This is a genomic window from Duganella sp. Root1480D1 (assembly GCF_001427305.1).
Taxonomy (GTDB): domain Bacteria; phylum Pseudomonadota; class Gammaproteobacteria; order Burkholderiales; family Burkholderiaceae_D; genus Rugamonas.
Genome location: NZ_LMFZ01000001.1, coordinates 203,490 through 222,692 on the forward strand (window position 1 = coordinate 203,490; position 19,203 = coordinate 222,692).

19 protein-coding genes are annotated in these 19,203 nt (G+C 64.0%); 16 read left to right on the forward strand and 3 right to left on the reverse strand.

The window, feature by feature from the left end; genetic code table 11:
- Positions 1–6 precede the first annotated feature (6 nt).
- From ASD58_RS01070 to htpG, 3 genes are all read right to left on the reverse strand, one after another.
- Entirely contained in the window at positions 7–1,014 is a 1,008-nt protein-coding gene (locus tag ASD58_RS01070; RefSeq protein ID WP_057259168.1) for an ABC transporter substrate-binding protein, read from the reverse strand.
- Positions 1,007–2,203: a hybrid sensor histidine kinase/response regulator gene (locus ASD58_RS01075; protein WP_057259170.1), complete on the reverse strand. Its 1,197-nt coding sequence runs from the start codon at positions 2,201–2,203 to the stop codon at positions 1,007–1,009. Before ASD58_RS01075 ends, ASD58_RS01070 begins: the two co-directional genes overlap by 8 nt.
- A gap of 194 nt (positions 2,204–2,397) precedes the next feature.
- The gene (gene htpG, locus ASD58_RS01080; protein WP_057259172.1) at positions 2,398–4,308 is read right to left on the reverse strand and encodes a molecular chaperone HtpG; all 1,911 of its coding nucleotides are present in this window, start codon (positions 4,306–4,308) and stop codon (positions 2,398–2,400) included.
- Positions 4,309–4,465: 157 nt separating this feature from the next.
- Between htpG and ASD58_RS01085 the strand changes: the two genes are divergently transcribed.
- The 16 genes from ASD58_RS01085 (at position 4,466) to ASD58_RS01150 (ending at position 19,200) form a co-directional block, all read left to right on the forward strand.
- Positions 4,466–6,127, forward strand: a complete 1,662-nt coding sequence (locus ASD58_RS01085; protein WP_057259174.1) for a sensor histidine kinase — start codon at positions 4,466–4,468, stop codon at positions 6,125–6,127.
- Between the two features lie 7 nt (positions 6,128–6,134).
- A complete protein-coding gene (locus ASD58_RS01090; protein WP_057259176.1) occupies positions 6,135–6,824 on the forward strand; it encodes a response regulator transcription factor in 690 nt (229 codons plus the stop codon).
- Between the two features lie 461 nt (positions 6,825–7,285).
- Positions 7,286–7,459 (forward strand): Flp family type IVb pilin, encoded by a 174-nt coding sequence (locus ASD58_RS30315; RefSeq protein WP_082565152.1) that lies wholly within the window; start codon positions 7,286–7,288, stop codon positions 7,457–7,459.
- A gap of 68 nt (positions 7,460–7,527) precedes the next feature.
- Positions 7,528–7,704: a Flp family type IVb pilin gene (locus ASD58_RS30320; RefSeq protein WP_082565153.1), complete on the forward strand. Its 177-nt coding sequence runs from the start codon at positions 7,528–7,530 to the stop codon at positions 7,702–7,704.
- On the forward strand, positions 7,701–8,753 hold the full coding sequence (locus tag ASD58_RS01095; protein WP_057259178.1) for a phosphatase PAP2 family protein: 1,053 nt from the start codon (positions 7,701–7,703) through the stop codon (positions 8,751–8,753). Before ASD58_RS30320 ends, ASD58_RS01095 begins: the two co-directional genes overlap by 4 nt.
- Positions 8,750–9,337, forward strand: coding sequence for a prepilin peptidase (locus tag ASD58_RS01100; RefSeq protein WP_057259179.1), 588 nt, complete (start codon positions 8,750–8,752; stop codon positions 9,335–9,337). Before ASD58_RS01095 ends, ASD58_RS01100 begins: the two co-directional genes overlap by 4 nt.
- Positions 9,334–9,951 (forward strand): isoprenylcysteine carboxylmethyltransferase family protein, encoded by a 618-nt coding sequence (locus ASD58_RS01105; RefSeq protein ID WP_057259181.1) that lies wholly within the window; start codon positions 9,334–9,336, stop codon positions 9,949–9,951. The genes ASD58_RS01100 and ASD58_RS01105 overlap by 4 nt, the downstream gene beginning before the upstream one ends.
- 12 nt (positions 9,952–9,963) lie before the next feature.
- Positions 9,964–11,280 (forward strand): ATP-binding protein, encoded by a 1,317-nt coding sequence (locus tag ASD58_RS01110; RefSeq protein ID WP_200951552.1) that lies wholly within the window; start codon positions 9,964–9,966, stop codon positions 11,278–11,280.
- A gap of 24 nt (positions 11,281–11,304) precedes the next feature.
- The gene (cpaB, locus tag ASD58_RS01115) at positions 11,305–12,156 is read left to right on the forward strand and encodes a Flp pilus assembly protein CpaB (RefSeq protein WP_057259183.1); all 852 of its coding nucleotides are present in this window, start codon (positions 11,305–11,307) and stop codon (positions 12,154–12,156) included.
- 13 nt (positions 12,157–12,169) lie between these two features.
- Positions 12,170–13,747 carry a type II and III secretion system protein family protein gene (locus ASD58_RS01120; RefSeq protein WP_057259186.1) on the forward strand — a complete coding sequence of 526 codons (1,578 nt, stop codon included), beginning with the start codon at positions 12,170–12,172 and terminating at the stop codon, positions 13,745–13,747.
- 9 nt (positions 13,748–13,756) lie between these two features.
- Complete coding sequence (locus ASD58_RS01125) at positions 13,757–14,023, forward strand: hypothetical protein (RefSeq protein ID WP_057259188.1); 267 nt, start codon at positions 13,757–13,759, stop codon at positions 14,021–14,023.
- 9 nt (positions 14,024–14,032) lie between these two features.
- Entirely contained in the window at positions 14,033–15,613 is a 1,581-nt protein-coding gene (locus ASD58_RS01130) for a pilus assembly protein TadG-related protein (RefSeq protein WP_057259191.1), read from the forward strand.
- 5 nt (positions 15,614–15,618) lie between these two features.
- A complete protein-coding gene (locus ASD58_RS01135) occupies positions 15,619–16,077 on the forward strand; it encodes a TadE/TadG family type IV pilus assembly protein (protein ID WP_057259686.1) in 459 nt (152 codons plus the stop codon).
- A gap of 7 nt (positions 16,078–16,084) precedes the next feature.
- Complete coding sequence (locus ASD58_RS01140) at positions 16,085–16,615, forward strand: TadE/TadG family type IV pilus assembly protein (RefSeq protein ID WP_057259194.1); 531 nt, start codon at positions 16,085–16,087, stop codon at positions 16,613–16,615.
- A 17-nt stretch (positions 16,616–16,632) separates the two neighbouring features.
- The gene (locus tag ASD58_RS01145) at positions 16,633–17,793 is read left to right on the forward strand and encodes an AAA family ATPase (RefSeq protein WP_057259196.1); all 1,161 of its coding nucleotides are present in this window, start codon (positions 16,633–16,635) and stop codon (positions 17,791–17,793) included.
- Positions 17,794–17,826: 33 nt separating this feature from the next.
- Positions 17,827–19,200 carry a CpaF family protein gene (locus ASD58_RS01150; protein ID WP_082565154.1) on the forward strand — a complete coding sequence of 458 codons (1,374 nt, stop codon included), beginning with the start codon at positions 17,827–17,829 and terminating at the stop codon, positions 19,198–19,200.
- Positions 19,201–19,203 lie beyond the last annotated feature (3 nt).

Genomic DNA, 19,203 nt, shown 5'->3' on the forward strand with positions numbered 1-19,203 from the left:
GGTCGCTTAATGGATGACGGTGACGGCAGTCGGCCGCACCGCGCCCAATCCTTCCAGGTACACATTGTCGAGGAAATTCGGCACCTCGCGCGAATTGGCCAGGCGGTTGCGGATGGCCCAGCGGGCCCGGTCCTCAAAGGCCAGCAGCAGCGACTGGTCCAGTTCCAGCCCGAAGTGGTAAGTCGGCCAGGCAGCCACCACTTCGTCGCGATTCAGCTTGGCGGTGGCCGGCAGCAAGGGCTGGGCCTCCTGCGGCGACTTTTCGCACCAGGCCGAACCCTGCTCGATGGCTTGCAGCAGGCGCGGGATGACGGCCGCGCGTTCGCCGGTAAAGCGCTGCAGCGAGACCAGGTTGTAAATGCTTTCGTAAGCCTGTTCGCCGGAGAAACTTACCGCGGTATCGCCCAGCTGCTTGCGCATCGCGCCCAGGAAGGGTTCCCACCCGGCCACCGCATCGACGTCGCCGCGCTGCAGGGCCTGGCCCAGTTCTTCCGGCTTGTAATTGACCATGGTAACTTCACTGCCGTCCATGCGCTGCCAGTTCAGGAACACGTCCAGCGTGAACTGGCCCGAGGTGCCCTGCGTGACGCCGATGCGCTTGCCTTTCAGGCTGGCCGGGGTCAGCACGCCGTGGTCGCGGCGGCCGATGATGCCGTGGTCCTTGCCGGTGCGGAAAAAGGTGGCCAGCACCTTGACCGGCACCCCGTCCATGGCGGCAAACACGATCGGGATGTCGGCCACCGTGCCAACATCAGCCTTGCCGTCGACCACCGCCTGCATCGAAGCCTTGCCGCTTGAAAAAGGCAGCACCTTGACCTGCAAGCCCTGTTCGGCAAAGAAGCCGCGCTGCTGCGCCGCCACCACCGCGCAAGTGCCGACATATTCGGTATTGGCCGCGATCACCAGCGCCTGCGCCGGCCGCGCCGGCCGCCGCTGCTGCTGCCACAGCCAGGCCACGCCCAGCGCCAGCACAATGAACAACACGGCAAGGACCTGCATGGTTCGACTACGCATGTTGCACCTGTTGGGTAGTTTCAGGCACCAGCGGCAGTTCCACCCAGAAGGTGCTGCCCTGGCCCGGTTGGCTCTCGACGCCAATGGCGCCTTGCATGGCCTCGACCACGCGCCGGGTGAGGGCCAGCCCAAGGCCGCTACCCTCCTCCTCTTCGTCGCGCCCGAGGCGGTGGAATGGCTGGAAGATGTGCTGTACCTGGTCCGGCTCCAGCCCAGGCCCGGTGTCGCTGACGGAAATGCGCAGGCGGCTGCCTTCCGCTGCTTCGCAGGCCACAGCGACGCGGCCCTGGTCGTGGTTGTACTTGATGGCGTTGGACAGCAGGTTGATCAGCACCTGCACCAGGCGTGTGCGGTCGGCGCGCAGGCGCCGCTCCGGCACCTCGCCGAAGCCAAGGCTGATGTCGCGCTTGGCGGCCAGCGGCGTCACCATCATGCGGCATTCCTGCAACACGGTTGGCAAGTCGACCGCTTCCATCGCCAGCGGCACCTTGCCCGCCTCGATGCGCGCCAGGTCCAGGATTTCGTTCACCAGCTTGAGCAGGTGCTGGCCGGACTGCACGATATTGCGCGCAAAGCGCTGCTTTTCCAGTTGGGTCGCGGGCAGCTTGTCGGCCGCCAGGATTTGTGCAAAGCCGAGGATGCCGTTGAGCGGCGTGCGCAGCTCATGGCTCATATTCGACAGGAAGCGCGACTTTTCCGAGTTCGCATGTTCGGCCGCGGTGCGCGCCTGCTCCAGGCGGTGGTTGGCTTCCGCCAGTTCCATCACATTCTGGCGCAACTGGCGTTCCAGCTCGGCGTTGGCCAGGCGCAGGGCGCGCGTGGCCTGGGCTCGCGCCAGGACCGGCAGCAGGGACGACGCTTTGAACGGTTTGACGATGTAATCGAGGGCGCCGCCCTGCATGGCGCGCACGGCGGTGGCAATGCTGCCCTCGCCGGTCATGATGATGCAGGCCAGGTCGGGGTCGAGCTGCAGGGCTTCCTTGACCAGTCCGATGCCGTCCATGCCCGGCATGTTCAGGTCGGACAGCATCAGGTCGAATGACTGGCCGCGCAACAGCTCCAGCGCTGACTCGGCACTGGAGCAGCCTTCGGCGTCAAACTGGTATTGGCGCAGCACGTCACATAGCGCCACGGTGTGGACGCTCTGGTCGTCAACGATGAGAATGCGCTGCTTGCGAACTTCCGTCATGCAATCCTCGCGAAGGCGGGCTTGCTTTGATTATGCCGCTTGACAAGTAGCTAAAGTCTCTCCAAATCTAACGAAGCAAGTCACTCTTTCATCTCATACCACTGGAGAAGAGCAGAACCGGCAAATTTGGGCCTGCCCCAAGGGCCTGACCCGCGAAGAACCGCAAAAAAGGGGCCGAGGCCCCTTTCTTCCGCTTACTTCGACAACAGCAATTCGTTCATGCGCTTGACGAAGGATGCCGGGTCGGCCAGGGTGCCGCCTTCAGCCAGCAAGGCCTGGTCGAACAGGATGTGAGCCCAGTCCTTGAACTTCTCGCCGGCGGCGTCTTCGTACTTCAGGCGCGTGACCAGCGGGTGCTGCGGGTTGATTTCCAGGATGGGCTTGGATTCCGGCGCGGCCTGGCCGGCTGCCTTCAGCATGCGCAGCAGGTTGCCCGACAGTTCATGCTCGTCGGCCACCAGGCAGGCTGGCGAGTCGGTCAGGCGGAAGGTGACGCGCACTTCCTTGGCCTTGTCGGCCAGCGCTTCCTTCATCTTGCCGACCAGTTCCTGGTACTGGGTTTCGGTTTCGGCGTGTTCCTTCTTCTCCGCCTCGTCTTCCAGCGCGCCCAGGTCCAGGCCGCCCTTGGCTACCGAATGCAGTTCCTTGCCTTCGAAGTCGTTCAGGAAGGACAGCATCCACTCGTCAACGCGGTCGGTCAGCAGCAACACTTCGACGCCCTTCTTGCGGAAGATCTCCAGGTGTGGCGAGTTCTTGGCGGCGGCAAAGCTGTCGGCGGTGACGTAGAAGATCTTGTCCTGGCCTTCCTTCATGCGGCCGACATAGGCTTCCAGCGACACGGTCTGTTCGTCGCCCTCGTTGGCGGTCGAGGCAAAGCGCAGCAGCTTGGCCAGGCGCTCCTTGTTGCTGAAGTCTTCGCCAATGCCCTCTTTCAGCACCTGGCCGAATTCGGTCCAGAAGGTGGCGTACTTGTCTTTCTTTTCCTGCTCGTCGGCGTTGGCCAGTTCTTCCAGCATGCCCAGCACGCGCTTGGTCGAGCCCTCGCGGATGGCTTTCACGTCGCGCGACTCCTGCAGGATCTCACGCGACACGTTCAGCGGCAGGTCGGCCGAGTCGATCACGCCCTTGACGAAGCGCAGGTAAGTCGGCATCAGTTGCTCGGCGTCGTCCATGATGAACACGCGCTTGACGTACAGCTTGATGCCGCCGCGCTTGTTGCGGTCCCACAGGTCGAACGGAGCCTTGGCCGGGATGTACAGCAGCTGGGTGTATTCGCTGCGGCCTTCCACGCGGTTGTGGGTGTAGGCCAGCGGTGCGCCGAAGTCGTGCGATACGTGTTTGTAGAATTCCTCGTACTGTTCCTGCGTGATCTCACTCTTGGAGCGGGCCCACAGGGCGCTGGCCTGGTTGATGGTTTCCAGCTCGTCCTTCAGGACGGTTTCTTTCTTCTCTTCGTCCCACTCTTCCTTCTGCATCTGGATCGGCAGCGAAATGTGGTCGGAGTACTTGCGGATGATGGACTTCAGTTTCCAGCTCGACAACAATTCATCCTCGCCCTCGCGCAGGTGCAGGATGATGTCGGTGCCACGGCCAGCCTTCTCGATCGGTTCGATCGAGTAATCGCCCTCACCGGCCGACTCCCAGCGCACGCCCTGGGAAGCGTCCAGGCCGGCGCGGCGCGATTCGACGGTAATCCTGTCGGCTACGATGAAGCCGGAGTAGAAGCCGACGCCAAACTGGCCGATCAGGGCCGCATCCTTCTGCTGGTCGCCCGACAGCTTGCCGAAAAATTCCTTGGTGCCCGACTTGGCGATGGTACCGAGGTGGGAAATCGCCTCGTCGCGGCTCATGCCGATGCCGTTGTCGGAAATGGTGATGGTGCGCGCTTCCTTGTCGAAGCCGACGCGGATTTTCAGTTCATGGTCGTTGCCGTACAGGGCATCGTTGTTGATCGCCTCGAAACGCAGCTTGTCGGCCGCATCGGAAGCATTCGAGACCAGCTCGCGCAGGAAGATTTCCTTGTTCGAGTACAGCGAATGGATCATCAGTTGCAGAAGCTGTTTGACTTCCGCCTGGAACCCCATGGTTTGCTTGTTTTCTGCCATTTTTACCTCAATAGTCTTATACGGAACTTCGGAAACGCCCACATGGGGCCGCTTCGCCGGATTTCAAGCCCCCGGCAACGTTTCAAAAATACAACCTTGTTGTGGACAAGGACTGTTGGTTCTCTTAGCATGGTAACAACAACGCGCCGGAGAGAATGTGATCAACGAAGGCCTGCTGCACGCGACCCTGCCGAAGGACACTTCGGACGCTTCCATGGTGCGCTGGATGCGCCTGGTACTGGCCGTAGCCTGCCTGTTTACCCTGGTGGTGGAGCCGGCCGGCCGCGCCGACGTGCTGTCGCTGGGGGTGTTCCTGGCCTACCTGCTGCAAAGCGTGACCCTGCTGTTGCTGGCCAACCGCTCGATCCTGGTGCGCAGCAAGCTGGTGCACTGGCTCGACGTCGGCTGGTTCACGCTGATGGTATATGTCACCGGCGGCGATTCCAGCTTCTATTTCCTGCTGTTTTTCTTCGCCATCCTGACCTCGGCCTTCAGCCACGGCTTCGAGGAAGGCGCCCGCATCACGATGGCCGCCTCGCTGGCTTTTGCCCTGACCTCGCTGTACACGCACAGCCAGGCCGAAATGGCGGTGGTGATGCTGCGCGCCACTTTCCTGCTGGCCCTCGGTTACATGATCGCGCACTGGGGCGGCATGGCCATGATCCAGCGCCAGCGCATGGCCTTGCTGCATGCGGTGAGCCAGATGTCCAATCCGCGCTTCGGGGTCGACCGCACCATCGGCTCGGTGCTCGAGCAAACCCGCCTGTTCTACCACGCCCATAGCTGCATCCTGCTGATGCATGACAACAGCGCGGCCAGCTGGACCCTGCGCGCGGCCAGCTCGGCCAATGCCGGGCGACCGATCCATGCCAGCAACCTGGCGCCGGACGCTGCCGCGCCGCTGCTGGTGGGCGGCGAAGATGCCATTTTGCTGATGCGCCAGCCGCGCGGCGCCTGGCTGCGGCGCGTGCTGCAACTCAAAAGCTACGACAGCGAACACCAGCGCTGGGTGGAGCAGGACGCCGAGGGCGGTGCAACCCTGGCCGAACTGCTCGATGCGCTGTCGCTGATCGCGGTGCCGCTGCCGCTGCGGCGCGGCTCCGGGCGCCTGATCGTGGTGTCGCAGCGCCACCACTTCCACAAGTCGGACGCGCTGTTCCTGCTGCAGATCGCGGCCCAGGCCTTCCCCGTCATCGAGAACATCGAGTTGCTGGACCGCATGGCATCGGAAGCCGTGTTACGCGAGCGCGAGCGTATCGCCCGCGACTTGCATGACACCACGATCCAGCCCTATATCGGCCTGCGCCACGGGGTGTCGGGCATCCGCCTGAAAGCCGATCCCGGCAACCCGCTGGTGCCGGACCTGGACAACCTGCTCGACGTCACCTCGCAGGTGGTGCGCGACTTGCGCAATTACGCCAAAAGCCTGCGCGGCGGACTGGAGATGAAGGAGCCCGAATTGCTGATCGCCCTGCGCCGGCAAGCGGCGCAACTGCGCCAGTTCTACGACGTGCACATCAATGTCGACACCAAGGGCGAGCTGCATATGAGCGACCGCCTGGCAGCCGAAGTGTTCCAGATCGTCAATGAGGGCATGAGCAATATCTGCAAACATACAACAGCGCGCAACGGCTATATCGAGCTGGCCTGCACGGCCGGCCAGTTGAGCGTGCGAATTGAGAATGAATGTTCGGGCCAGCCGGTGCTAGACTTTACTCCGAGCTCAATCGCTGAACGCGCCGCCGCCCTGGGCGGTGAAGCGCGCGTGCTGCGCGGCCGCCAGAACAACACTGCGGTACAGATCGTGATTCCGGTGTGAGGGGAGTATGGGGCAAGCCGATAAACGTATCCGCATCATGCTGGTCGATGACCACAAGACCCTGCTATGGGGCCTGGGCAAGCTGATCGAAAGCGAAGCGCTGAACATGCTGGTGGTCGGTACCGCGCGCGACTGCGACAGCGCGCTGGCTATGGCGCCTGAAGTGCTGCCCGACGTCATCCTGCTGGACATCGACCTGGGCGGCACCTGTTCGCTGGACATCATGCCGCGCCTGCTGGCAGGCTGCAACGGTGCGCGCGTACTGGTGCTGTCGGGCACGCGCGACCGCGAACTGCTGGACCGTGCAGTGATGCTCGGTGCGCGCGGCGTGGTCAGCAAGGATGAACCGGCCGAGATTGTCCTGAAGGCTATCGAAAAAGTCCACGGCGGCGAGCTGTGGCTCGACGGCATCATGCTCAGCCGCGTGTTCGAAGCCATGCGCAATCCCCAGGCGGCGCGGCGGCAAGACCCGGAACTGGACAAGATTGCCCAGCTCACCGCCAAGGAAAGGCGCATCTGCAGCTTGATTGCAACAGGTGGCGGTGCGGTGAACAAGGCTTTGGCGCAACAACTGTTTATTTCCGAGCACACTTTACGCAACCATTTGACCACCATCTACCACAAGCTGGGCGTGTCAAACCGCCTGGACCTGTACGTGTTCGCCACCAAGCACAGGCTCGATCAGGCCGACCTGTAGCGTCCCCATCGCCCCCTGCCCACTACCGGCAGGGGTGCCCAAAACATTTCCATCGACACATCTTCATTGAACCGGGACAAATGTCCTGATTCCTGCTGGAAAAAAATGACTTCTGTCACGGCCAGAAAAGGACAGATGTTTGATGGAACTCAACACGAGGGAGCCTAAAGTGGACTCATCAGCACGGCAAAACATGTCGGCTGAGACTAGAACCAGGCAAGGCCAACACAACCATGTCCGGAGTACAGAATGCGTAGCAGATTCATGCCGCCCCACATCGCAAGCTTCATCGCCGACGAAGACGGCCGGGCCTTTTACGAATATGTACTTGTAGCCTCACTGACAGTTGTCGTCGGCATCATTGTGCTTCTAGCGCTTGGAAAAGGCAGGTGAAACGGGCTTGTTCCGTGAAGCTGCAAACACTTTGGTGCAGTTTATTCAACGTCCTGAAAGGAATCATCATGAAAGCCATCCAAAAATTCATCCGCGACGAACAAGGCGTGACCGCTATCGAATACGGCCTGATCGCTGCCCTGATCGCTGTCGTGATCATCGCCGCCGTCAAACTGATCGGCACCCAACTGGATAAGACCTTCGACAAGATCGGCACGGCGCTCACCACCGCCAACAGCTAAGTCTGGTCCCTGCGTCCGGCGAGGCTTCCCCCGCCTCCCCGGACGAATTTTTTACCTGGAGGTCGATCGTGAAAGACCAATTCTTACGCTTCCTCCGCAACGACTCGGGCGTCTCGGCAATCGAGTACGCATTGCTGGCAGGACTGATCGCCGTGGTCATCGTCGTCAGCGTCGGCAAGGCCGGCACCCAGCTTCTTTCGCTGTTCACCTTCGTCAAATCCCAAGTCTTGCTGGCCACATCATGAGCGCCGTCCTTACCCAACGCATCGCGACCCGTCCCAGCCTGCCACGCGCCCTGCTGCGCGAGCATGCCCTGCTGCTGGCCATCGTCGCCCTGGAACTGGCCGCCGCCCTGGCGCTGTGCGCTGCCTACCCGGATAAATACCGCCACAACCTGCAACTGGAAGGCTACCTCGCGACCCTGGCGATGGGCCTGGTGTTTGCGCTGTGCGGCTACACCATTTACGTCATGATCTTCCAGCGCCCCGAGCATCTGGTGCGCTACCTGAAACAACACCTGTCGGCCTACCTGACGCGCGAGCGGCTGCTGTTCTCGGCACCGGTGCTGGGCATGATGCCGCTGTTCGCCGCCAGCTTCACCGTGCTGAAAGCCGCGGTGCCGATGGTGCAGCCGTATGCCTGGGATGCCCGCATGGCCGCCGCCGACGCCTGGCTGCATGGCGGCGCGCAACCCTGGGAACTGCTGCAGCCGGTATTCGGCAACCCGCTGATGACGGCCATCCTGAATTTCAATTACCACCTGTGGTTCTTCATCGTGCTGGCGACCGTCTACTGGCTGGCCTTCAACCTGGAGCGCCGCCAGTTGCGCATGCAGTTCATGCTGAGCTTTGTGCTGAGCTGGATCCTGCTGGGCAATGTGATGGCCATGCTGTTCTCTTCGGTTGGCCCCTGCTACTACGGCTTCATGGTGCCGGGCGCCGATCCGTTCGCCGGCCTGATGCATTACCTGCGCGATGCCGACAAGGTGATCCCGGTGATGGCCCTGCAAGTGCAGGACACGCTGTGGCACGACTACTCGCTGCACAGCGGTACCAACGCCCTCAGCATTTCCGCCATGCCCAGCATGCACGTGGCCAGTTCGGTGCTGCTGGCCCTGCTCGGCTGGCGCCTGAACCGCGCTGCCGGCATCGCCCTCACCGTGTTTGCCGTGCTGATCCAGGTCGGCTCGGTGCACCTGGGCTGGCATTACGCCATCGACGGCTATGCCGGCGCCCTGGGCGCCATCGTCATCTGGACCCTGTGCGGCAAGCTGCTGCAGCGGAGCGAACAATGAATTTCGATACCCGCGCCCTGCTGCCCATCGTGCTGCTGGCTGGCCTGCTGGCCTGGGCCGTGGCCAGCGACGTGCGCAGCCGCCGCATTCCCAACAAGCTGGTCCTGCTGGGCCTGGTGTCCGGGCTGGCGCTGCAGGCCACCGTGACGCCGGGCGCCGGCCTGTTCAGCGAACCGTTCGGCGCGCTGGGCATGCTGAAAGCCGGGGCCGGCATGTTGCTGGGCCTGCTCCTGCTGCTGCCGATGTATGCGCTGGGCGCGATGGGTGCCGGCGACGTCAAGCTGATGGCCATGCTGGGCGCCTTCCTCGGTCCGCTCGACATCCTCGGCGCCGGCCTGGCCAGCGTGCTGGCCGGCGGCGTGCTGGCCCTGCTGGTGGCTTTGTTCCAGGGCAGCCTGTGCAAGGTGGCCAGCAACGTCAAGCTCATGGTGCTGGGCAGCGTGCTGCGCGGCATGTCGGGCGGCAGCGCCCGCATCGATGCCCCGTCCGCTGCCACCGGCCAACTACCCTATGCGGTGGCGATTGCCACCGGCACGGTGTGCTACCTGTTGCTGACCCGTTATCTCGGCTGGAGCCTGCTATGAATGCCAACCACATCCTCGGTTCGCGCGCCGCCAACCTGCTCGCTGCCGGTGCACTGGCCAGCGTCTGGCTGTTGTTCTCGGTGGCCCACGCGCGCGCCTTCAACGCCACCGGCGACTGGACTTACCTGCTGTTCGTGGCCTCGGAAACCCTGGTGGCGGCATTGTTCATGCTTCGCTCGGAGCCGGCCGCGGTGTCGCATTCGCCGCTGGACTGGGCGCTGGCCATCGCCTCCACCGGCGCGCCCTTCTTCTTTGCCCCCAGCGGCGAAGGCCTGCTGCCCGCGGCGCGTGCCCTGATCGTGCTCGGCGCGCTGCTGCAGATCGGCGGGCTGCTGTCTCTCAACCGCAGCTTCGGCCTGGTCGCTGCGCGGCGCCAGATCAAGACCACGGGGCTGTATCGCTGGATCCGCCATCCGCTGTATGCCAGCTACCTGCTCAGCTACCTGGGGTATGTGCTGTCCAATACCAGCGCCGGCAACAGCGCCACCTGCCTGGTCGCCTCGCTGCTGCTGCTGGCCCGCCTGCAGCGCGAAGAGCGGTTCCTGTCGCGCGATAGCGAGTATCTGCTGTACATGCGCCGCGTGAAATACCGCGTCCTGCCAATGGTGTTTTAAGAGAGGTCCGCCATGCCTGCCGATTTTGAAGAACCAAGCAAGCGCCCCTGGGCTGACGACCCGCTGCGCGTTCCCGCACCGCGCACGGTGGAAGAAACCGGGCTGCCCTTCCTGCTGCTGGTGGAACTGACCAGCAAGGTGCTGTACCAGCGCGGCCAGATCAAGCTCAACGAGCTGGCCGGCCACCTGAAGCTGCCGCCGTCGGTGCTGGAGCCGGTGCTGGCCTTCATGCGCACCGAAAAGCTGATGGAGATGATGCGCCGCGGCGTCAGCAACACCGATGCCGACATCGTCTACAACCTGACCGATACGGGCCGCGCCCGCGCTGCGGAGTTCGTGCGCCGCGACGCCTATGCCGGCGCCGCCCCGGTAACCTTTAGCGATTATGCCGAACGCGTGCGCGCCCATAGCGTGGCGCAGATGCACGTCAAGCGCGAACACATTCGCAAGACGTTCGATGGCATCGTCGCCAGCCCTGCAGTGCTTGACCAGTTGGGCGCGGCCATGAACAGTGGCCGCGCCATCTTTATCCATGGTCCGGCCGGCAGCGGAAAAACCTACCTGGCAGAGCGCCTGAACGGCCTGCTGCAAGGCCAGATCGCCGTGCCCCATGCGCTGCTAGTCGACGGCGACATCATCCCGGTCTACGACCCGGTGCTGCACACCGCCATCGAAGACACGGCGCCTGCCGGCATGCTGTTCGACCGCCGCACCCCTCGCGACCAGCGCTGGGTGCGCAGCCAGCGACCTGCCGTGATCACCGGCGGCGAACTGACCCTGGAAGCGCTGGACTTGCGCTTCGACCCCACCACCCGCCTGTACCAGGCGCCGCCGCACCTGAAGGCCAATGGCGGCATCTTCATCATCGACGACCTGGGGCGCCAGCGCTGCTCGCCGGTCGAACTGATGAACCGCTGGATCGTGCCGATGGACCGCCAGGTCGATTACCTGTCGCTGCAGAACGGCTACAAGTTCCCGGTGCCGTTCGACGTGGTGGTGATCTTTTCCTCCAACCTGCCGCCCGAATCGCTGGCCGACGGTTCTTTCCTGCGCCGCCTGGGCTACAAGATCCACGTCGGCCCGCTCAATCCGGAACAGTACGAAACCGTGTTCCGCCAGGTGTGCCAGCGCTACACGGTGCCATTCGAGGCCGAGACTTTCGCCTGGCTGATGCGCCAGCACCATACACACGAACGGCCGCTGATGGCCTGCTATCCACGCGACCTGGTATCGCAGTTGCACGACCTGGCCGCCTATGAAGGACGCCTGCCCTCGCTCGACATCGCCTCGCTCGGGTGGGCATGGGACAACTATTTTTCAGCGGCTTAAAAACAAGGACGCAAGGGGATAATCATGAGGAACACACGAGCAATGATCATGATGGTGGTAGCCATCGCCCTGGCCTTCGTGGCCGTTGTGGTGGCAGCGCGCTGGATCAACGCGCAAGCCAGCGGCAGCACCGCCAAGGTGGCCGTAGCGCAGGTGGACATCAGCCTGGGGGCGCGCATCACGCCCGACATGGTGCGCCTGGTCGACTGGCCAGCCTCGGTGCAGCCGCCGGGCGCCATCAAGGACGACAAGGCGCTCGAGTCGCGCGTCAGCCGCACCAGCATCACCCGCGGCGAACCGATCCTGGAAGCCAAGCTGGCGCCTCCAGGCACCCAGGGCGGCCTGTCGGCCGTGGTGGCCGAAGGCAAGCGCGCCATGACCGTGCGGGTCAACGACGTGGTGGGCGTGGCCGGTTTCGCCCTGCCGGGCAATTACGTCGACATCCTGGTCAACACCCAGGAAGAAGGCCAGCGCACCCAGACCAAGGACCCGACCATTTCCAAGATCGTGCTGGAACGCATCCTGGTGCTGGCCGTGGCGCAGGAATCCTCACGCGACGAGACCAAGCCGAAAGTGGTCAACGCGGTGACGCTGGAACTGACGCCCGAACAAGTGGAAAAGCTGGACCTGGCACGCAGCGTGGGCAGCCTGTCGCTGGTGCTGCGCAACCAGGTCGACCCGAATCCTGCGCTGACCAGCGGCGCCACCAAGACCACCCTGCTGGGCGCCGCGACGCCTGCCCCGGCACCGAAGACGGCAGCCGCCCCTGCCCCGGCCCCCAAGCCCGTGCCGGTACGCAAAGTGGCCACTGTGCCGCCACCTGGCGTGAAAGTGGAAATGATCAAAGGCCTGGACCGCAGCAGCCAACAATTCTGATACGGAGCTACTCATGAAAAGGATAAGCACCGCTGTACCGAGCATCCTGGGCGCCCTGCTGGTCATGCCCGCCCTGCTCACGCCGGCCGCCGCCCAGGTGGGCGCCGAAGCAGCCGTCGTGGCGCAGCAGCCGAAGATGAAGGCCAAGGGCGGCATGCCCGGCAAGAAAACGGAAGCCCCGCTGCCGGCCGCGCTACCGGAAGGCCGCACCGAACTGGCGCCGGCCATGCAACTGGCCGAAGGAAAATCCAGCATCGTGCGCCTGCAGCACCCGGCGGCACGGGTGGCGGTGGGCGATGCGCGCGTCGCCGACGTGATCCTGCTCAACCCGCGTGAAGTGTATATGCTGGGCCGCAGCGTGGGCACCACCAACCTGATCGTGTGGCAAAAGACCGGCGACACCGTGATTGCCGACCTGACCGTCAGCGCCGACACGGCCACCCTGCAGGCCGGCATCGACAAGCTGACCGGCATGCCCGGCATGGTCAAGGTGACTGCGGCCGCCGACTCCATCATGGTCAGCGGCACGGTACCGGACGTGGTGGTGGCCGAGCACGTGCTGCAGATGGCCAATGCCTTCGTCACGCGCCAGCGCCCCACCAGTAGCGGCGGCCCCGGCAGCGGCGCTTCGGCCCCGGCCGGTTCCGGCACGCAGCAAATGGCCACCGGCGACAACGGCATGTCGCTCAAAGTCATCAATATGCTGAGCGTGGCCGCGCCGCAGCAGGTGATGCTGGAGGTGAAAGTGGCCGAAGTGTCGAAGACGCTGGTCGACCAGCTCGGCGCCAGCATCGGCCTTAACCATACCATCGGCAACTGGACCTATACCCTGCTGTCCAACCTGCTGAGCGGCAATCCATCGCTGGCCGGTGCCTTCAAGAGCACCAACGGCAATTCCTTCGTCATCGATGCGCAAAAGCGCGACGGCCTGGTGAAGATGCTGGCCGAGCCTAACCTGATGGCCATCAGCGGCCAGGAAGCCAGTTTCCTGGCCGGCGGCAAGATCTTCATCCCGGTCGCGTCCACCCCGGACGGCGGCGGCTTCACCCGCATCACGCTGGAAGAGAAGGAATTCGGCGTGGCCGTGCGCTTCACCCCGACCGTGCTGGCCGATGGCCGCATCAACCTGAAAGTGGCGCCGGAAGTGTCGGAGCTGAACAAGGAAGGCGTCGGCATCTCGGCGGCCGGCGTCAACGGCACGGCCATCCTGCCTTCGTTCACCACCCGCCGCGCCGCCACCACGGTGCAGTTGTTCGACGGCCAGAGCTTCGCCATTGGCGGCCTGATCAAGAACAACTCGACCAACAATATCAAGGCGGTGCCGGGCCTGGGCGAAATCCCGGTGCTGGGCGCCCTGTTCCGCTCCAATGACTTCCAGACCGACCGCACCGAACTGGTGTTCGTGATTACGCCGCGCCTGGTCAAGCCGCTGCCGCCTGAGCTGGCCAACAATGCCTTGCCGACCTCCAACGTGAGCGATCCGAGCCGCGCCTCGCGCATCTTCATGGGCAAGATGGAAGGCGAGCCGCCGCAACGGCAAGACAAATCCCAGAAGCCTGGCCAGCCGGCCGGCGGTTTTGACCTGAACTAGGAGCACACCATGAACCGTTCTTTGCTGCGCGCCGCCCTGCTGCCCCTGGTCCTGGCCGGCTGCATGTCGCCCACCCCCAACGTCGACCGCAACCTGGGCATGGCCGCCACCGATATCCGCAACGCGCAAATCATGAATCCCGGCGCCGACCGCAATATGGCGCCGCCACTGGGACTGGACGGCCCGGCATCGAAGGCCGCCTACGACCAGTACGTGAAGTCCTTCAAGGCGCCTGAAAAGAACGCCAACAGCTTCCTGATCGGCGTCGGCCGCTAGGAGATTGCCATGGCCCAGCGCACACTCAAGCACCACCAGCAAAGCGGCGCCGTTGCCGTGATGTCTGGCCTGCTGCTCATGCTCGTCCTGATTCCGGTCAGCGGCCTGGTGCTGGACCTTGGCCACCTTTACATCGTCAAGACCGAGCTGCAGAACCTGGCCGACGCCTCGGCCCTGGCTGCCGGCAAAGACCTGGACAATACCGATGCGGGCCTGAACAAGGCAATCGCGTCGGGCAAGGCGCTGGCTGCCAAGAACCGCTACAACTTCGGCAGCACGCTGACCCTGGAAGACGCCAACTTCCGCTTTGCCGCGGCGCCGGACGGCCCCTGGTACACCCTGGCGCAAAGCCTGGGCAATGCCACCGGCCGCACCTTTGTCGAAGTCGATACCCGGGACGGCGGCTCCGGCGGCACCGCGCAGAGCATCAACACCTGGCTGATGCGCATTGCCGGCGACAACAGCACTTCGACTTTTGGCTGGGCGGTGGCGGGCCGCTTCGTCAATACCGTGACGCCGGTCGGCATCTGCGCCATCGACCCGGTGCGCCGCACCGACAGCTACGACTTCGGCAGCTTCACCGAAATTGTCGAATTCGGCTTCCGGCGCGGCATGTCGTACAACGTATTCGACCTCGGTTCGCTGGGCGGCGCCACCTCCGACCCCTACCAGATCAACCCGGTCAACTCGCCGCCCAATGCCTGCGTGCCGGCCAACTCCTCGACCAATGTGGTGGAGCCCTTCATTTGCGTCGGCAACAGCGCGGTGCTGCCGACGGGCATCGGCCAGGTGTATACCAACACCGGCGTCTCCGCCACGCTGGAGAAAGCCTTCAATTCGCGCTTTAACGACTATTCCGGCGGCTCCAAGTGCGACCCGGCCACCGCGCCGCCCGATATCAACGTCAAGGAATACCTGCCGGGCAGCACCGAAGCGCCGGCCGCTTGGCAAGATGCCGGCGGCACCACGTTGCCCAGCCAGCAGTCGATCAGCACCAGCGGCACCCCGAAACTGCCGCAATATTCGCTGCCCTACGAAGCCCGCGCCAGTGCCACCCCGGGTAATGTCTGGCCCAGCACGATCTCGACGCGCGTGACCACGCCTACCCCCTACAACGAGCATGGCGTGATGTGGTCGTACACCCCCGCCATCCAGGCTGACGGCAGCACCGCCGTGACGCCGGCCCAGGCCAACGGCACCATCGGCACCATGATCGGCACCGACAAGCTGATGTACGGGCTCAAAGGCGCCGCCACCAGCTATATCGATGCGGCCACCTATCCCACCAGCGTGGGCGCCGGCTTCACTTCGTCCAATGCTGCCCCCTACAACCAGGCCAGCGGGCCGACCTTCCTGGCGCCGGCCGGCCGCCCCGGCGTGGAAAACCGCCGCATCCTGAACATCGTGCTGATCGACTGCCGCACGCCGCCGGTGGGTAGCGCCTCCTGCGGCGTCATGAACGTGGTCGGCATCGGCAAGTTCTTCATGCAGAAAAAGGCCGACCTGGGCGGCTCGCCGAAGAAGCTGAATGTTGAATTCACCGGACTGGTAGAACCGGTTCCTTCCTCCGAAGTCAAACTGTACAAGTGAATACCATGCGCAACCGCCAATTATCCAAGCAGTCCGGCGCCGCCCTGGTCGAATTCGGGCTGGTGGCATCGATCCTGTTCCTGCTGCTGGCCGGGACCTGGGAATTCGGCCGCGCTTTCGCCTATTACGACGCCCTCAGCAAGGCCACCCGCGATGGTGCCCGCTACATGAGTGTGGCCAAGAAGGCCAACATCAATTCGAGCGCCGTCAGCAATGCCAAGGACATCGTGGTGGCAGCAGCCAATGCCGCCAAGGTGCCGGGATTCGCCCGCAGCAATGTGGTGGTTACCTGCCTGGATGCCTCGTATAACGACAGCGCCTGTGCCGACGGCACCGCGCCAGGAGGCATACGGGTCGAAATCACAGGCTACGCGGTCGACATCGGCCAGACCATTCCGCTGATCGGAAACGCGGTACGCAACATCAACCTGACCCCGCGCACCACCATGCGCTACATGCTGTGAGCCCATCATGCGAACCCTGGTCCGTCATTCCAGCCTGAAACGCCAGACCGGCGCTGCGATCGTGGAATTCGCCATCATCGGCAGCCTGCTGCTGGCGTTCATCTACGGCATCTTCGAATTCGGTCGCATGATGTTCGTCTATAACACCATGCAGGAGATCAGCCGCCGCGGCGCGCGCGAAGCGACCGTGCGCTGGGTCTCCGACGCCACCGCCATCAAGAGCGCGGCACTGTTTGGTTCCACCATCCTGCCGGGCGGGCCGGAGATCACCGACGCCAATATCTTCATCCGCTACCTGCGCTCGAACGGCATCGACACGGTGAGCGCCGTCCCGCTTGATGCCGGCGATAACCTGGCCGCCTGCAACGACGCCACCCGCACCACGGAGTGCATTGTGTATGTCGAAGTCGCAGTCAAGAACGTCGAATACCGGCCGCTGATATTCAAGGCCGGCGCAGTCACGACCTCGAAGCCGCTGAACACCATGCCCGAAGCCACCACGGTCGTCTACGCCGAGAGCCTCGGCTTTACCAACTGAGCCAACCGAGCGATGCCATGAAGATCACCGCCATCTCCAGCAATGACAAGCAACTGTTCGAAATCGCCCGCATCCTGCGCGAACGCAGTCAGGCCGACCAGGTCGACGTGCTGCCTGGCCTGCTGGACAAGCTGCCGCGCTTCGACGGCATGGCGCCCGACCTGCTGCTGGTTGCCCAGCCGCTGCTGAATGGCGACGATTTCGAGCGCCTGGAAACGCTCAGCGTGCAGCATCCGGACATGGCCATCATCGTGGCCTGCACCCAGCAGACGCCCGACTTCCTGATGCAAGCCATGCGCGCCGGCGTGCGCGAGGTGCTGCCGACACCGATCGACGGCGCGGCGCTGCAGGCCGCGGTGCGCCGCCTCGATGAAAAGCGCAATTTCAGCGCGCGCTCGCTGGGCAAGGTGCTGGCATTTATTTCCTGCAAAGGCGGCAGCGGCGCCACCTTCCTGGCCGCCAACCTCGGTTATGCGCTGGCCGCGGCCGAAGGCAAGAAAGTGGCCCTGTTCGACCTCAACCTGCAATTCGGCGATGCCTCCCTGTTCGTATCCGACCAGCGCCCGGCCGCCAGCGTGGCCAGCGTGGCGCAGCAGATCCACCGCCTGGATGCCTCGCTGCTGTTTTCCAGCATGGTGCAGGTCACGCCGAATTTCCACGTGCTGGCGGCGCCGGAAGACCCGACCCAGGCCAACGACGTGCACCCCGAACATGTCGATGCCCTGCTGCGCCTGGCGCGCCAGCACTACGACTTCGTGCTGCTCGATATCGGCCGCAGCCTGGACGCCGTCTCGGTGCGCGCCCTCGACCAGGCCGACATGATTTTCCCGATCCTGCAAGCGACGCTGCCGTATATCCGCGACGGCAAGCGGCTGCTGCAGGTATTCCGTTCGCTTGACTATCGGAAGGACAAAATCCACCTGATCGTCAATCGCCATTCGAACACCGGCGACATCCGCCTGCGCGACTGCGAGCAAGCCTACGGCATGGAGATGTTCCGCACTATCCCGAACCACTACGAAGCAGCCGCCGCCTCGGTCAACCAGGGCGTGCCGATCCTGCAGTTGCAGCGCGCCAGCCCGGTTTCCAAGGCCTTGCAAGACCTGGCGCGTACCCTGGCCGGCGACAGCAGTAACGAGTCGCGCGGCTGGTTGTCCCGAATCCTCCAGCGCGCATAGCCCCGCGCCCCAGCCCAGCCCATGGAGCCGATCATGCAGATCCCCGCCCAGAACCTCCGCAACCGCCTCGGCGCCGCAGCGCCTGCCAACGGCAACGTCGCCGCCCTGCGCACCTCGGACGCGATCGACAACCGCGCCTACCAGCAGCTCAAGCACCGCATCCACCAGACGCTGCTCGACCGGGTCGACCTGGAGAGCATGCAGCGCCTGACCCAGGACCAGATCCGCGACGAGCTGAAGATCCTGGTCGAGCGCCTGCTCGAAGAAAACATGGTGGTGATCAACGACAGCGAGCGGCGCAACCTGACGCGCGACATCCAGTACGAGGTGCTGGGCTTCGGGCCGCTGGAACCGCTGCTGGCCGATCCCAATGTGTCGGACATCCTGGTGAACGGGGCACGCCAGGTGTACGTGGAGCGCAAGGGCTGCCTGGAGCTGACTTCGGTCACCTTCAACGACGATGCGCACCTGATGAAGATCATCGACAAGATCGTGTCGCGCGTGGGGCGCCGCATCGACGAGTCGAGCCCGATGGTCGATGCCCGCCTGCCGGACGGTTCGCGCGTGAATGCCATCATCCCGCCACTGGCGATCGACGGCCCTGTGCTGTCGATCCGGCGCTTCTCGGCCGACCCGCTGGGCCTGGCGGAGCTGATCAGCTTCAATTCGATGACCGAGGCCATGGCCACCATCCTGCAGGCGCTGGGCAAGAGCAAGGTGAACATCCTGATCTCGGGCGGTACCGGTTCCGGCAAGACCACCATGCTGAACGCAATTTCCGGCTACATCAGCCACAGCGAGCGCATCGTCACCATCGAAGATGCGGCCGAACTGCAACTGCAGCAGCCGCATATCGTGCGCCTGGAAACCCGCCCGCCGAATATCGAAAACAAGGGCGAGGTGACGCAGCGCGCCCTGGTGCGCAACGCACTGCGGATGCGCCCCGACCGCATCATCCTGGGCGAGGTGCGCGGCGCCGAAGCGCTGGACATGCTGCAGGCCATGAACACCGGCCACGAGGGCTCGATGGCCACCATCCACGCCAACACCCCGCGCGACGCCCTGACCCGGCTGGAAAACATGATCAGCATGGGCGCCGCCGGCTTGCCCGTGAAAGCCATGCGCCAGCAGATCTCCTCCGCCATCGGCGTGGTGGTGCAGGTGGCGCGCCTGACCGACGGCAAGCGCAAGCTGATGTCGATCCAGGAGATCACCGGCATGGAAGGCGAAATGATCACCATGCAGGAAATCTTCTGCTTCAAGCAGACCGGGGTCGGCACCGACGGTTCGGTACAGGGTTTCTTCAGCGCCACCGGCGTGCGGCCGCGCTTCGGCGAGCGCCTGCGCACTTTCGGCGTCACCCTGGCCGACGACATGTTCGACCCAACCGTGCAAAAGAGGATGTAAGCC